This is a genomic window from Methanoculleus sediminis (assembly GCF_001017125.1).
Classification (GTDB): Archaea; Halobacteriota; Methanomicrobia; order Methanomicrobiales; family Methanoculleaceae; genus Methanoculleus; species Methanoculleus sediminis.
The window spans coordinates 134,256-148,487 of the sequence record NZ_JXOJ01000001.1 but is presented as its reverse complement, the minus strand read 5'-3'; the positions used below and the strand labels follow the sequence as shown (position 1 = coordinate 148,487).

The following is a 14,232-nucleotide window of genomic DNA, read 5'->3' as shown; positions in this document are numbered from 1 at the left end:
TAGGTTACGCAAACCTGAAGCATAGGGACGTGCATCTCCCTCTATCGGAAGGTGAACGGATATGTGGAACCGAAAAGCGGTGCTGGTCGTCGTCCTCGGGTGTCTCGTGATCGCCGCGATCATCGGGACCGCCCTCGCGTCGGAGGACGCCGGGAACGAGACCCTGGGAGATCTGCAGAAGTTTTCATCGAAAGAAGAGATCGAGGCGTTCTTAAAGGAACACGCGCAGGGAGTGGAGCACGGTAACGGCTACTCCTGGCTGCCGGGGTCCGGCGGACAGGAGACCGCCATGGACGCGCCTGCACCGACGAGCGCACCGCCCGCCCCGACGGCCGCCCGCGATTACTCAACCACGAACGTGCAGGTAGAGGGCGTGGACGAGGCCGACTTCCTGAAGAACGACGGAAAGTACATCTACGTCATATCGGGCGAGACACTTGCGATTCTCGAAGCGTTCCCGGCAGAGGAAGGAAAGATCGTATCCGAGACCCGGATCGACGGCATCCCGACGGCGCTCTTCCTTGCCGGCGACCGCCTGGTGGTCTTTGCCTCCGGAACGGAAGAGAGCATGACCACCGTGAAAGGGAGCATAACACCCGTTCCCATCCAGCGGACGGTGACGCATGCATACATCTACGATATCGCCGACCGGAGCGAGCCCGACCTGGTCCGGACCCAGACGTTCACCGGCAGTTACTACGACGCCCGGATGATCGGCGACGACGTCTACGTCCTCACGCGGGAGGCCCCCGTCTGGATACGGGACGAGATCGTCCTCCCCGAGGTGCGGACGGACGGCGGCGAGCCCATCCTGCCCGACGTCTACCGCCCCGGAACCCCGCTGCAGAACTACGTCTTCTACACCGCAAGCGCCTTCTCCGTCAAGAACGACAGGGACACCCCCGACGCCGAGACGTTCCTCCTCGGCTACGACACCACCCTCTTTGCATCGCAGAAGAACCTCTACATCGGCTACCGCTACATGGGAACCGCCTATTCCGGCCCGGTCGCCGCAACGATGCCCGACTACGCCGGCAGCCGGGAGGAGACGATCGTCCACCGGTTCGCGATCGGTGACGGAAGGATCGACTACAGGGCTATGGGCAGGGTTCCCGGGCACCTCTTGAACCAGTTCTCGCTCGACGAATACGGAGAGAACCTCCGGGTGGCGACGACCGTCGAGGGCTGGACACGTGAGGGGTCGGTCCAGTACAACAACGTCTACGTCCTCGACCCCGCGATGGAGACCATCGGGACGCTCGAGCATATCGCGCCGGACGAGCGGATATACGCCGCACGGTTCATCGGCGACCGGCTGTATCTCGTGACGTTCAAGCGGATCGATCCTCTCTTCGTCATCGATCTCTCGGACCCGAAACACCCGGGCATCCTCGGGAAACTCAAGATCCCCGGCTACTCCGATTACCTCCACCCCTATGACGCCGACCACATCATCGGCATCGGCAAAGAGACGAGCGAGAACGATTGGGGCGGCGTCTCGGTGGAAGGCCTCAAGATCGCGCTCTTCGACGTCTCGAACGTGAATAATCCGATCCTGATCGACAGCATCGTGATCGGGGAGCCCGGAACCGACTCGGAGGCTCTCCGCGACCACAAGGCCTTCCTCTTTGCGAAAGAGAAGAACCTCCTCGTCATCCCGGTGAGCGAGATAAAGCGGGTGGAGAACCCCGAATCGAAGTATCCCGGCTCCTACGGCACCACGACCTGGCAGGGCGCCTACGTCTACTCGGTGACCCCGGAGGAGGGGCTCACCCTGAAAGGCACGGTCGCCCACGCGGAGAAGGGATCCCCCTACACCTGGGACTCGCCCGAGGCCGTGCGCCGGTCGCTCTTCATGGAAGACACCCTCTACACCGTCTCGGCAAGGAGCGTCGTCATGACCGATCTCGCCGACGGCAGCCGGGTGAACGAGGTCTTCCTCCCCTACCGGTGGGGGGTCTCCCCGCCCCCCTACCCGGTCCGGTGACCGGGAGGACGGTGTCTCCGGACCGCCTTGAAGATCTCCATCACGACCACAACCGACGAGGCGAGGGCGAGCAGTACGAGCCACTCGACCAGGGAGACGGGCTGCAGCTGGAGGACGTCCTGGAGGAAGGGGACGTAGAGCGCGAGGATGTGGATGCCCTGCGCGGCAATGACGCCGGCAATCAGGAAGTAGTTGCGGCTGATGGGGACACGGAACGCGGAGAGGTACTCCGACCGGCAGTTGAAGACGTGGAAGTTCTCGAAGAGTACCACCAGCAGGACGACCAGGTTCCGGGCCGCGAACTCGTCCCACCCGTTTGAGAGAAGCCAGTACCAGGTCCCGAGCGCAACCAGCGCGATGACCGTGCCCGAGATCACCGTCTCCTCGATCATCAGCCGGTTGAAGATCCCCTCCTCCGGCCGTCGCGGCGGCCGGTTCATGACGCGGGGGTCTCCGCCCTCGAACGCCAGCGCCACGTCCTGGATGCCGTTCGTCACCAGGTTCAGCCAGAGGAGCTGGACCGCGAGAAGAGGGAGCGGCAGGCCTATCAGGAGGGCAATCAGGAAGAGGAGGACCTCCGCAAACCCGGTCGAGACCAGGAGGTAGACGACTTTGCGGACGTTGTCGTAGGCATACCGGCCCTCCTCGATCCCGGCGACGATCGAGGCGAAGTCGTCGTCGGTGACGATCAGCGACGCCGTATCCTTGGCGACGTCGGTCCCGGAACCCATCGCGACCCCGATGTTCGCGCTCCGGAGCGCCGGCGCGTCGTTGACCCCATCCCCGGTGACCGCGACGTATGCCCCGCTCTCCCGGTAGGCCTCGACGATCCGGAGTTTCTGCAGCGGCGTCACCCGCGCAAAGACCCGGGCGCCCTGCACCCGGTCGATGAACTCCGAGAACGTCGGGATCTCGTCGTCGCCCAGTTCCGCGCCGGTGACAACTTCGTCGGGGGAGTCGGTGATCTCGAGCTCCCGCGCGATGGCGAGCGCCGTTGCGGGGTGATCCCCCGTCACCATCACCACGTCGACCCCGGCATCGCGGCACCGCCGCACGGCGTCGGGCACGTCGGGCCGGATCGGGTCGATGAATCCGACCAGGCCGAGGAGTTCGAGAGGAGGGAGCTCTGGGTTCTCCGCGGAAACCTCTCCTTCCGCCCGACCGTGAGCCACGGCAAGAACCCGATAGCCACGGGAGGTGAGGCTGTCGAGGTCCTCCTGCACCCGGTCCGGGTCGAGCGGCACCTCCCTCCCCTCTCCCGCGGTCATGGTCCGGCAGAACGGGAGAACGGTCTCGACGGCCCCCTTGACCGCCACCAGAGTCTCCTCGCCCTCCCGATACCAGACGGCGGCATACCGCCGCTCGGACTCGAAAGGAATCTCGGCGACGGCGGGCGCCCTCTCGCGAATACCGGCGGGGTCGAGCCCCAGCTTGTAGGTGAGCGCGAGGAACGCCACGTCGATCGCGTCGCCCCGGTGCGTCCAGTCCCCTTCATCGGTCCGCTCCAGGGCAGCCTCGTTGCTGATCGTCGCGGCCCGGGCCAGGTGCTCCAGCCGGCTGCGGGCGGGACCGGATATGGGGCTCCCCTCCTCGCTAACAACCTCTCCCTCGCCCGCGTACCCGGCCCCGGTGACCGAGAACATTTCGCCCGTGGGCAGGGCGACGACCCGGGCGGTCTGCTGGTTCACCGTGAGGGTGCCGGTCTTGTCGCTCGCGATCAGCGTGCAGCTCCCGAGACTCTCCACGGCCGCGAGGAACCGGACGATGACGTTCCGTCCGGCCATCCGTGACGTCGCGATCGAGAGGGCGACGGTCAGGGCGACAGGCAGGCCCTCGGGGATCGCCGAGACCGCGAGCGCGACGGCGAGGAAGAAGACTTCGAGCGGGGGCACCCCCTGGCCGAGGACGATGATCGCAAGCACCCCGGTGGCGACAAGGACGGCGATGCTGATCTTTTTGGAGAAATCTTCCATGCGCAGGACGAGCGGGGGTTTGCCCATCTCGGAAGCCGTGACCGTCTCGGCGATCTGCCCGATCTCGGTGTTCCGGCCGGTCGCGACCACGACTCCCGTGGTCCGGCCGCTCATGATAGTGCTGCCGGCATAGAGCATATTCAGACGGTCGGCCAGGGGCAGCGAGGCATCGAGGGCATCCGGACGCTTTTGAATCGCATGCGATTCACCGGTCAGGAGCGACTCGTCGACGGCGAGCGATTGCGCCCTGACGATGCGGACGTCGGCAGGAACCCGGTCGCCCGACTCCAGGACGACGCGGTCGCCGGGGACCAGATCCTCCGCCGGGACAGTCGCCTCCCGGCCGTCCCGCCTCACCCGTGCATAGATCTTGAGCATCTGCTGCAGTGCCGTTGCGCTCCGTTCCGCTTTCACCTCCTGGAATGTCCCGATGACGGCGTTAATCAGGATGACGATGAAGATGAAGACCGCGTCAGTGAAGTCGGCGAAGAGGATGGAGATGATCCCCGCAGCAAGGAGGACGTAGATGAGCGGGCTCGTGAACTGGCGGAGGAAGACCTCGAGCACCGTCGGAGGCCGTTTCTGCGGGAGGGCGTTCTCCCCGAAGATCCCGCGCCGCCGGGCGACCTCCGCGTCCATAAGGCCACCGTCCGGCGAGGCGAGCTTTTCGGCCGCATCCTCCGCCTGTAGGGCGTGCCATGCCGTCGTCCGCGACTCTTCGGGGGAGAGGGATGTATCCATACGATCATCTCACGGATCTGCGGTGCAGGGTGCCCCGGAAGAACGGATATGCCCGGCTATGCCGGACGATTCATATCAGCACTGGATGACCGGATGGTGAAGTCTTCCCGTTCGGCGGGGTCTGGAATGCCGTCAACACCGATCTCCCGGAACCTACCGGGGAGGGGATCCGTCGCCCGCATATAAAAACATGCAGACCTGTTTTGAGAGCAGCCTTCTTCCCGGGGATCATGCATGGATCATCGTCAGCATCATCTTGAACCGGGTGACGGCGTGAACCGCATGGGGGATCGTTGCCGGCATGATGATCAGGTTGCCGGCCGTCACGGAGTACTCCTTGCCCGCGATGGTGACGAGGGCCTCCCCGTCGATGACCTGGAGGACGGCATCGTAAGGCGCGGTGTGCTCCGAGAGGCCCTCGCCCTCGTCGAAGGCGAAGATCGTGATGGTGCCGGACTTCGTGTAGGCGAGCATCCGGCTGACAATCGAGCCCGGCTGGTAGGCGACGAGGTCGCGCGGGTCGATGACCTGCTCGGCGAGGCTCTCTTTCTTTGCTTCAGGCATAGGAGTCCGTTCTCACTGCACGGTATTCTGTCTTGCGGCCCGGGGAGAGGCCACATCCTCACCTTTTTTTCATCCGGCCCACAAAATAGTAAGAGACCCTCTGTGTATTACCACCTCATCCTGACCGACAACTGCAACCTCTGCTGCACCTACTGCCGCGGAAAGGCGTTCACCGTCGAACCGCCGGAACAACCCGATATCGCCGTCGACGAAAACCTCCCGATCGACCTCGATATCGATCTCGCCGACCTCTACCGGTTCCTTGAAAAGGACCCCGAGGCCGTGCTGACCTTCTACGGCGGGGAGCCCCTGCTCGCCGCCGACCTCGTCCGCGAGATCGCCCGCGACGCCCCGGTATCGGCGCTGATCCTGCACACCAACGGCACGCTCCTCGACCGTCTCGAACCGGCGACCGCGAACCGGTTCGACACGATCCTGGTCTCGATCGACGGACCGGAGGAACTTACCGACGCTCACCGCGGAGAGGGGACGTTTCGCCGGATCACGAAAAACCTCGACGGCCTCGCGGTGGGGGGGTTTGCGGGCGAACTGATCGCCCGGATGACCGTGACCGAAGACACCGATATCGTAAAGGCCGTCCGCTACCTCACGGCGAACGAGCGGTTCGCCTTCCCGGCCGTTCACTGGCAGATGGATGCAAACTTCTGGAGCGACTACCGCCTCCGCGATTACGCCGCATGGGTGGAGGAGAGTTACAACCCCGGCATCCGGTCGCTCGTCGCGTTCTGGGTCGAGACGATGCGGGCCGAAGGCCGGGTGCTCCGGTGGTATCCCTTCATCGACCCGGTGGAGGATATGCTGTTATCGCGTCCAACCATGCTCCGGTGCGGGTGCGGCCACGCGAACTACAGCATCATGACCGACGGGCATATCGCCCCCTGCCCGATCATGGTCGGGATGAAGGACTACTACGCCGGGCACATCGCCACCGCAGACCCCCTCCGCCTCCCGGTGACGGAGATCGGGGGCGCCTGCACGGCGTGCGATATCCGCGACTTCTGCGGCGGCCGGTGCCTCTACTCGAACATCACCCGCCCCTGGCCGGAGGAAGGCCGGCGAATCGTCTGCGGGACTGTCAGGAACCTCTATTCGGCGCTCTCGGCGGCGCTCCCGGAGGTCAGGACCCTCATCCGGGACGGAACAATCCGGATGGAGGACTTCGCCCACCGGAAGTACAACAGCTGCGAGATTATACCCTGAAAAAAGGTTCTGGAGAGAGCGAGACTTATTCGGCGGCGTCAAGGAGTTCCCGGGCGCCGTCCACCATGGCACGGGCGGCTTTCGCCTTTGCCTTCACGATGGCGTGGTTGCCGTCGTCGAGCGCCGCTTCCGCCTCCAGGTAGAGGGTCTCGGCCCGGTCCGTCCGCGTCCGGGGCTTTTTGACGTCCTGTCCCTCGGCGGCCGCGAGCTCGATCTCCTCCTGGACGGCGAGGAGGTCGCCGTAGAGTTCTTCGAGATGTTCGCGCAACTCTTCGGTCCGGGCCTCATCGTCCTCCCGCTTCTGCCGGCCGCGCTCGCGGAGAGCCTCGCGAGCCGCCTCCTGCCCTTCGATGATCGACTGGAGTTCGTCCTCGACGTCTTTGACCGCCTGCGCGAGCACCTCGGCGAACGCGGTCCTGTCCTCGCGGGAGGACTCGTAGCCGTCATAGGCACCGTACGCCCCGCCGGCCGCCGCGCCCCCGAGGGCACCGCCGATGATGTCGCCGACGTCCCGGTCGCCCCGGATGATGCCGCCGAGGAGACCGCCGAGGCCCGCCCCGGCGACGGCTCCCGCGATCCCCTTCCTGACCTCTTTGCGCTCCCGGTCGACGGTGTAGCTCACCCGGACGTTCTCGCGGTCGACCGTGATCTCCATGTGCCCCTCTTCGCCGGTATGCCGGACGTCCATCCGCGAAGACGCATCCCCGATATTCTGGTGCGTGATCTCGGTGCCTCTGAGCGCGAGCTGCGACATCAGCCGTTCCACAAAATCGCCGTAAAGAGACGATACTCCCTGCCCATAGTAGATAAACGCCATAAAATCACCCGTTACGGTTTCCGATTGTAGAAGATCGTTTTGTATCCAATAAAAACCTTCGCGGACGTCCCTGAAGAGAACGCCGGCACAGTTGTGGCTCACGAAAAGGAGAAGCCAACATTCATCCGTCCGAAGGAAGATTATCTGCAGAGACCCATGACGGCCATCGGACAGATCCTCTGCAGAATCGGGCTCCACCGGTGGGGTAGGAAGCGGGGATACGACGAATACTCCTCGAACGTCATCGAGTGGGAGCAGCGGTGCGAACGGTGCGGTAAGAGAAAGCGGTGGGTCGAGGTGAAACGGGACCGCCGGCGGTGACGGGGCGGCCCTTCCGGAAAAAATTATTTTTTGAACTCTTTGCCCGCAGAGAAGGCCTTCGCGAGGACCTTCCCGAACCCATAGTATTCCTGCCGCATCGAGTCGTAGGCGAACGGCCGGATCTTCTCGATATCGGGCTTGCCGTCCTCACCGAGGACGCTCTCTTCCACCTTCACGTCCAGGATCTCCCCGATGAACTGGGTATGCACCCCGATCTCGACCGTCTGGAGGAGCCGGCACTCGAGGACGACCGGGAACTCCCCGACGTACGGAGCGTTCACCAGGTCGCTCTTCACCGGCGTCAGGTTGGTCGCGGCGAACTTATCCTCGTCACGGCCGGAGACGATACCGAAGTAGTCCGCCTCGCGGACATACTCCGTCGAGGGGACGCTGATCGTGAACTCGCGCTGCCCCACCAGGTTCGTGTAGGTCTGCCGGGCCTTCTGCACCGAGACCGCCACCGACGGCGGACGGGACGAGCAGATGCCGCCCCACGCTGCGGCCATGGCGTCCGGACGGCCGGAAGCGTCATAGGTTCCGATGATCAGGTCCGGATGAGGGTAGAGGAGGGTTCGGGGACCGATTGAACGTTTTGTCATGGCCGTATAGTTCGTCTCCATACCCGGATAACCTTTTCGAACCACGAAGCCGGCACGAGAGAGGACGCCGGGAGCCCGGGGGCCCGGTTACGCGGCGCCCGCCGGCCCCGTCTTCTGCTCCTGCACCGAGCGGTAGAGGAAGTAGCCGACGATGGCGAACGTCGCTATCGGCGAGAGCCAGGCGGGGATGTGGAACCCGAAACTGTCCGCCAGCATGATCGTCCCGAGCACCAGGATGGAGTACATCGCCCCGTTCTTGAGGAAGCAGTAACTCCGGATCCGGTCGACGCCGCGGACGGTCAGCTCCCTGACCACGACCGCCCCGATGCCGTTGCCTATCAGGATGAGCGGAACCGAGAGGGTGAAGGCGAACGCACCGATGACGCCGTCGATCGAGAAGGTCGCGTCGAGGACTTCGAGATAGGCGATCTTCGAGAGGTCCGACATACCGGGTTTCCGGAGCCGGGCCTCCTGCACCTCGGCGTTCTGCCTGAACCCGTGGACGATGAAGAAGGCGGTCGAACCGAGCACGGCCGCGAACCCCATCAGGACGTTGATCTGCAGGGCGAACCAGACAAGGATCGCAAGCAGGATCGAGACGACAGCGTAGAACCAGACGCTCTGCCGGGAGAAGAACCGTTCGCTCCGGAGCCCGCAGGTCTTCTCCTCCACGAAGAGCCAGTGGAAGAAGAGGAAGACGAGGAACGTCCCTCCGAAGATCAGGAGGATCGGGGCCGACTCCTCGATCGCCTCGGTGACCGCGGGATCGCTTGAGAACGTCGCGAGCAGCGCATCGACAGGACCGAGCGACGGGTTCGTCGCCCAGACGATCAGCCACGGCAGGAGCCCGCGGACGACGAAGACCGCTGCGATCAGGCCCCAGAGGAGGAACCACCTGCGGGCCTTCTCTCCCATCGTCGCGAGAACGTCGGCGTTGATGATGGCATTATCGATGCTTGAGACGATCTCGAAGACCGAGAGACCCGCTACGGTGAGAACAATCAGCAGCCAGTCCATTTTGTGTGGTGTATGCTCTGTCGCCGATTGTATATAAGGTGAGAAGACCGGGCCGGCGGATCCGGGTTACGTTCATATACCATACCGGCATGAGTCAGTCGTCGCAACGGAGGAAACGTATATGGGACTTGTGAAGTGCTGCCGCGAGCAGGTGGTCGCCGTCTCGCCGGACACGCCGGCGGTGGAGGTGGCGAGGATCATGGGGGAGAAGAACGTCGGAAGCGTCGTCGTCGTTACGGGAGACAACCGGCCCACCGGCATACTTACCGACCGTGACCTTGCAATCAGGGTCATGGCGCAGGAGAAGAACCCGGGCGAGGTGCGGGCGGGGGATGTCCTGACCCGGGACGTGATCACGTTCCAGGACAGCATGGGTATCTACGAGGCCATCCAGAAGATGACCAACGAGGGTATCCGGAGGATGCCGATCATCGATGACGCCGGGAAACTGATCGGGATCGTCACGATGGACGATATCGTCCGGATGCTCGGGGAGGAGATGGCCGCAATTGCAAAGAATATCGAGAAACAAAGCCCCCCCATGCAGGAAGCAGGCGCTCCCATACCCATGTAGGGGGGCCGACACCCCCTTTTTGGTGCAGGCCGCAGGTTCGGCCCCCTATCCCATGGCGAAGACTACGGCCTCCCCGGACTGGTTCAGCGACCCGTTCATCGCCCGGACCATCTCCTCCCAGGTCGCCCCGGGCGCGAGCGCAAGATCGAGGTCGAGCGCGTAGACCCTGAAAAGGTAGGCTTCGGCCCTTCCGGCCTCCGGGCAGGGCCCCCGGTAACCGAGGGTGCCGAAATCGTTTGTGCCCTGTACGGCGTGGAGCGGCGACTCCACCGTTCCTCCTTCCGGGAACCCCTCGGGGATCAGGGAGACGGCGGGAAGATTCCAGAGAACCCACGCGACTTTTGACGGCCCCTCCTCGGGGCTCGTCGTCGCGAGGATCGCGAGCGATTTGATATTCGGGAGAATCCCTTCGACCCGGATAGCAGGCGACCGGTTCGCTCCCCTGCAGGTGTAATCCTCCGGGAACTCTTCGAAATCCAGGTTGACTACCAGTTTTTGCGTCATGCCAGGCTCCGTCGACACTCATCTTCGAAAATCATGGTATAAAAATGGTGCGTGCGGTCACCGGGAGTACATGGCGACGGTCTCGCCGAACCCGAGGACGTGGCCCCGCATCGCATCGATGAGGTCGTGCTTGCCTGCGCCGGGCGCGAGATCGAGCATGGCATCGAGCCCGTAGACCTTGAAGAGGCAGCGGTGCGTCTCGCCCGGAGGAGGGCAGGGGCCGCGCCACCCGGTGGACCCGTAATCGTTCGTCCCCTGGACGGCATTCACCGGAGCCGTCACGACATCCTGCGGCGGGATACCCTCCGGGACCAGGGGCGACGGCGAGAGGTTCCAGATGATCCAGGTCGTGAAGGAGCACCCGGGTTCGAAGGGGTTCAGCGCAAAGACCGCCATCGAACGCATCTCATCCGTTAGACCGCGGATCCTCAGCTCCGGCGAGAGATCGGGGCCGTCGCAGGTGCTCCAGACAGGAAGTTCCGCCGAACGGAGGGATACGATCAGGTTTGCAATGCCGGGGTTCATGCGAGGGTTTTCGGCGCAGGGCAATAAAAAAGTATCACCGTTAAGCGCTCCACCGCCATACCGCGACTCTCAGAAGAGTCCCATGTCCCGGGCCTGGACCAGCAGTTCCTGCACTTCCCGGTCGGCGATATCGTGCCACCGCTCGTATGCCTGCGCCACCGCAAAGGTGCGGCTGGTTCTGACGTTCAAGCAGACGACGAGATCCGCCTTCCGGGCTATGAAGGTGACGGCGTGGAGAGAGCCGGTGGGAACCGCTACAATGATCTCGCGGGGGGACACTGCCCGGGCAGCCTCGATTGCGGCGAACATCGTATACCCGGTTGCGAGGCCGTCGTCGATCAGGATCGCCGTCCGGTCCTTGATCCCCGGCTCTTCCCGGCCGCCGGCGAATCTCGCTATCCGCTCTTCCACGTTCTTTTTAGCCTTCGCGACGGCAGCGTTCACTTCGGCTTCCGAGAGATCGAGAGCGTTCATGAGAGACTGATTCAAAAAGACTCGCCCGTTCCAGGTCACGGCACCGAACCCGGCCTCCGGATCCCAGGGAACCTGCACCTTCCGCACCACCGCCATCCGGAGCGGGGCCTTCAAGGCCCGCGCCACCTCAAGCCCCGGGGGAACCCCTCCGGCAGGGATGGCGCAGATCACCGGTTCGGCGGCCATCTCCAGCGACGAGAGGGGCGCCGCAAGTTGCCTCCCGGCATCGGTCCGGTTCTCGAAAACGCTCAACCTGTCGCGCATCGCTCTATCCTCAATGATCCGGCCCGAATCCAGCATGGGCCCGCCTTTACTGCGCCAGGATATTAACCTTTTGCGGTGGACGGGCCGCCTGCTCCGGGGAACGATACCAATAACTCTCAAAAGATCGATGATCAACCGAAAGATGATGTGGAGAGAGACAGACCGGAGGGGGCTTCGGTGACAAAAACCGATGCGGTGACGCTGTATACCGACGGTGCTTCACGGGGTAATCCTGGAGACGCCGCCTGGGCATACGTGATCGTGCGGGACGACTCCGTCGTGGCCGGCCGTTCCGGCTACATCGGAACCGCGACCAACAACGTGGCCGAGTACCATGCCGTCATAAACGGTCTTGACGCCGCACGGGAGTTCACGAGCGGCAGGCTCACTGTCAGATCGGACTCGGAACTGGTCGTGCGCCAGCTCACCGGCCGGTACCGCATCACCAAAGAGCACCTTGCCGATCTCGCAGAGGAGGTGCGGCGGCGTATGCGCCATTTCGCGGAGATCGGGTTCGAGAGCGTCCCGCGGGAGCACCCCTGCATCCGGGTCGCGGATCGCCTCTGCAACGAGACGCTCGATGCAAAGAGACGGGGGAGGCGATAGCGGCATGGCTGCGATCGAGTGCATCCCCATCGGCGTCGTCCGGTCACCCTACCGGGATCGGGGCGACGCCCCCCGGCAGGGCCGCCTCGCGGATACCGTCGCGGAGATCCACGTCCTCGACGCCTACGTCCCGGGGCTCGAAGGCGTGGAGCGGAGCAGCCACCTCATCATCCTCTACTGGCTCGACCGGGCGGAGCGCGGGCTGCTCTTCGCGAAACCGCCGGGCGAGACACGGGAGAGAGGAGTCTTCTCCACCCGCTCGCCCGCCCGGCCGAACCCGATCGGCCTCGGGATCGTCGACCTCGTCCGCCGGGAGGAAAACGTCCTGGTGGTCAGGGGGCTCGACGCCCTGGACGGGACGCCGGTGCTGGACATCAAACCCTACTCCCCGGAGATCGACTGCATCCCCGAAGCGACGGGCGGGTGGCACATCAAAAAGTAGGCAGCCCGGCATCTCCGGATCCGGCGACGGCGTTCACCCCCGCCGGCGGGGCGGGCCTCATGCCCGAAAAAGGTTTCCCGGTGGCGGAACGGGATTATTTGCCACCACCTATATCTTTTTGTGGCATTTAACGTTAATATATAGTAGCTCTAGATCCTTCTCTAGAAGGATACTATACCGCAGAGGATACTTCTCATGACTCAGACAAACGAACCCGATAAGGAAACCTGCACCGGGAACTGCTCCAGCTGCCCGTCTACGACCAAGTGCGACGACCCGAGAAACGCCGACGCCCAAAAGGGCCTCCCACCGAAGGCCGATGTCAGCGTCAAGCATGTCGTCCTCGTCCTCTCCGGGAAAGGCGGCGTCGGGAAGAGCACGGTCTCGGCAAACCTCGCCTACGCCCTCGCCAACCGCGGCTTTAATACGGGGCTCATCGACCTCGACATCCACGGCCCGGACATCCCGAAGATGCTCGGGATCGAGGAAGCCCGCCTCCAGTCCTACGACGGGAAGATCATCGAACCGGTCAAGGTCACCGGCAACCTCGCGGTCATCTCCATGGCGTTCCTCCTCCCGGAGCGCAACACCCCCGTGATCTGGCGCGGACCGATGAAGATGACGGTCATCCGGCAGTTCCTCGAGGACGTCAACTGGGGCGATCTCGACTACCTGATCGTCGATCTTCCGCCCGGCACCGGCGACGAGGCGCTCACCGTCGCGCAGCTCGCCCCGAACATCGCCGGCGCGGTCATCGTCACCACCCCGCAGGACGTCGCGGTCCTCGACTCGAGCAAGGCGGCCGAATTCATCAAGAAACTCGAACTCCGGGTGCTCGGGATCGTCGAGAACATGAGCGGCTTCATCTGCCCCCACTGCAAGGAAGAGATCGATATCTTCGGCAGGGGCGGCGGCAAGAAAGAGGCGGAGCAACTCGGGGTGCCCTTCCTCGGCTCCATTCCGCTCGATCCGGAGATGCGCAAGGCAGCGGACGAAGGAAGGCCGTTCATCATCCGCAAGGCCGGAGCCGAAGAGAGCCCGACCTGGAAGAGTTTCGACGCCATCATGCAGGCCCTGGTGGATCAGATCGAGGAATAATATGGATTACTCGAGGATTCTTGCCGGCCGGGGGGAGGGCCTCCCGGTCTTCGCGCGGGTCGTCGAGGCACTCGAGGAGTTCGAGGAGTTCCCCTTCCTGCTCGAACCCATCTACCGCGAGGCCTCGGAACTCGAGGACGACGATCTCGACCGCCTCCGGTTCGGCCTCGTCCGCCTGCAGGTCTACGCCGACATCCACCGCTACGAGGACATGGAGGCGGCGCAGCGGATGAAGTACGTGGCTGCGACGATCGAGCGGGTGCTCTTCGGCAAACTCCTCCTCGAAGGAGAAGAGGCCGGCGGCAAGCAGTGCTGCTGAGGCCGGACATTCCGGAGCTGTCCTTCCCCGGGGCATTCAGGTTCGCGACAGCGTCGTGAGCCGGCCGGTCATTCGCGCTTCGGAACCTCAAACGATGGAGAGTTTCGGACAACCACCCCATCCGGAGTAATTCACCATCTCCAATCAACCCTTTTCCTATGGGCACGTTCACCGATCCTCCCGCTC

At 63.9% G+C, this 14,232-nt stretch carries 16 protein-coding genes; 8 read left to right on the top strand and 8 right to left on the bottom strand.

Annotated elements, in window-relative coordinates:
• Window positions 1–61: 61 nt before the first annotated feature.
• Window positions 62–1,987, top strand: coding sequence for a beta-propeller domain-containing protein (locus tag SZ63_RS00755; protein WP_048179621.1), 1,926 nt, complete (start codon window positions 62–64; stop codon window positions 1,985–1,987).
• Here SZ63_RS00755 and SZ63_RS00750 read toward each other — a convergent pair.
• A complete protein-coding gene (locus SZ63_RS00750) occupies window positions 1,972–4,701 on the bottom strand; it encodes a cation-translocating P-type ATPase (RefSeq protein WP_048179619.1) in 2,730 nt (909 codons plus the stop codon). The genes SZ63_RS00755 and SZ63_RS00750 overlap by 16 nt on opposite strands.
• 228 nt (window positions 4,702–4,929) lie before the next feature.
• Window positions 4,930–5,265 carry a cupin domain-containing protein gene (locus tag SZ63_RS00745; protein ID WP_048179617.1) on the bottom strand — a complete coding sequence of 112 codons (336 nt, stop codon included), beginning with the start codon at window positions 5,263–5,265 and terminating at the stop codon, window positions 4,930–4,932.
• A gap of 102 nt (window positions 5,266–5,367) precedes the next feature.
• On the opposite strand from SZ63_RS00745, the gene SZ63_RS00740 reads away from it, so the two are divergent.
• A complete protein-coding gene (locus SZ63_RS00740; protein ID WP_048179613.1) occupies window positions 5,368–6,486 on the top strand; it encodes a TIGR04084 family radical SAM/SPASM domain-containing protein in 1,119 nt (372 codons plus the stop codon).
• A 25-nt stretch (window positions 6,487–6,511) separates the two neighbouring features.
• Here SZ63_RS00740 and SZ63_RS00735 read toward each other — a convergent pair whose 3' ends face one another.
• Window positions 6,512–7,303: a hypothetical protein gene (locus tag SZ63_RS00735; RefSeq protein ID WP_048179610.1), complete on the bottom strand. Its 792-nt coding sequence runs from the start codon at window positions 7,301–7,303 to the stop codon at window positions 6,512–6,514.
• A gap of 156 nt (window positions 7,304–7,459) precedes the next feature.
• Between SZ63_RS00735 and SZ63_RS13060 the strand changes: the two genes are divergently transcribed.
• Window positions 7,460–7,624 carry a hypothetical protein gene (locus tag SZ63_RS13060; protein ID WP_169746313.1) on the top strand — a complete coding sequence of 55 codons (165 nt, stop codon included), beginning with the start codon at window positions 7,460–7,462 and terminating at the stop codon, window positions 7,622–7,624.
• 23 nt (window positions 7,625–7,647) lie between these two features.
• Here SZ63_RS13060 and SZ63_RS00730 read toward each other — a convergent pair whose 3' ends face one another.
• Window positions 7,648–8,223 carry a flavin reductase family protein gene (locus SZ63_RS00730; protein WP_048180717.1) on the bottom strand — a complete coding sequence of 192 codons (576 nt, stop codon included), beginning with the start codon at window positions 8,221–8,223 and terminating at the stop codon, window positions 7,648–7,650.
• 87 nt (window positions 8,224–8,310) lie between these two features.
• Window positions 8,311–9,240: a DUF475 domain-containing protein gene (locus SZ63_RS00725; protein WP_048179607.1), complete on the bottom strand. Its 930-nt coding sequence runs from the start codon at window positions 9,238–9,240 to the stop codon at window positions 8,311–8,313.
• A gap of 121 nt (window positions 9,241–9,361) precedes the next feature.
• Between SZ63_RS00725 and SZ63_RS00720 the strand changes: the two genes are divergently transcribed.
• Window positions 9,362–9,814 carry a CBS domain-containing protein gene (locus SZ63_RS00720; RefSeq protein ID WP_048179604.1) on the top strand — a complete coding sequence of 151 codons (453 nt, stop codon included), beginning with the start codon at window positions 9,362–9,364 and terminating at the stop codon, window positions 9,812–9,814.
• Between the two features lie 45 nt (window positions 9,815–9,859).
• Here SZ63_RS00720 and SZ63_RS00715 read toward each other — a convergent pair whose 3' ends face one another.
• The 3 genes from SZ63_RS00715 to SZ63_RS00705 all read right to left on the bottom strand — a co-directional run bounded on the left by SZ63_RS00715 (window position 9,860) and on the right by SZ63_RS00705 (window position 11,617).
• Window positions 9,860–10,318, bottom strand: a complete 459-nt coding sequence (locus tag SZ63_RS00715; protein ID WP_048179601.1) for a YbhB/YbcL family Raf kinase inhibitor-like protein — start codon at window positions 10,316–10,318, stop codon at window positions 9,860–9,862.
• A 57-nt stretch (window positions 10,319–10,375) separates the two neighbouring features.
• Window positions 10,376–10,843 (bottom strand): YbhB/YbcL family Raf kinase inhibitor-like protein, encoded by a 468-nt coding sequence (locus SZ63_RS00710; protein ID WP_048179599.1) that lies wholly within the window; start codon window positions 10,841–10,843, stop codon window positions 10,376–10,378.
• A 69-nt stretch (window positions 10,844–10,912) separates the two neighbouring features.
• The gene (locus tag SZ63_RS00705; RefSeq protein ID WP_048179596.1) at window positions 10,913–11,617 is read right to left on the bottom strand and encodes a phosphoribosyltransferase; all 705 of its coding nucleotides are present in this window, start codon (window positions 11,615–11,617) and stop codon (window positions 10,913–10,915) included.
• Between the two features lie 141 nt (window positions 11,618–11,758).
• Here SZ63_RS00705 and SZ63_RS00700 point away from each other — a divergent pair, with 141 nt between their 5' ends.
• The 4 genes from SZ63_RS00700 to SZ63_RS00685 all read left to right on the top strand — a co-directional run bounded on the left by SZ63_RS00700 (window position 11,759) and on the right by SZ63_RS00685 (window position 14,046).
• On the top strand, window positions 11,759–12,187 hold the full coding sequence (locus SZ63_RS00700; RefSeq protein WP_048179593.1) for a ribonuclease HI family protein: 429 nt from the start codon (window positions 11,759–11,761) through the stop codon (window positions 12,185–12,187).
• 4 nt (window positions 12,188–12,191) lie between these two features.
• Window positions 12,192–12,629 (top strand): tRNA (N6-threonylcarbamoyladenosine(37)-N6)-methyltransferase TrmO, encoded by a 438-nt coding sequence (gene tsaA, locus SZ63_RS00695; RefSeq protein WP_048179590.1) that lies wholly within the window; start codon window positions 12,192–12,194, stop codon window positions 12,627–12,629.
• A gap of 195 nt (window positions 12,630–12,824) precedes the next feature.
• Window positions 12,825–13,727, top strand: coding sequence for an Mrp/NBP35 family ATP-binding protein (locus SZ63_RS00690; protein WP_048179586.1), 903 nt, complete (start codon window positions 12,825–12,827; stop codon window positions 13,725–13,727).
• A 1-nt stretch (window position 13,728) separates the two neighbouring features.
• The gene (locus SZ63_RS00685) at window positions 13,729–14,046 is read left to right on the top strand and encodes a hypothetical protein (protein ID WP_048179584.1); all 318 of its coding nucleotides are present in this window, start codon (window positions 13,729–13,731) and stop codon (window positions 14,044–14,046) included.
• The last annotated feature ends 186 nt before the right edge of the window (window positions 14,047–14,232 follow it).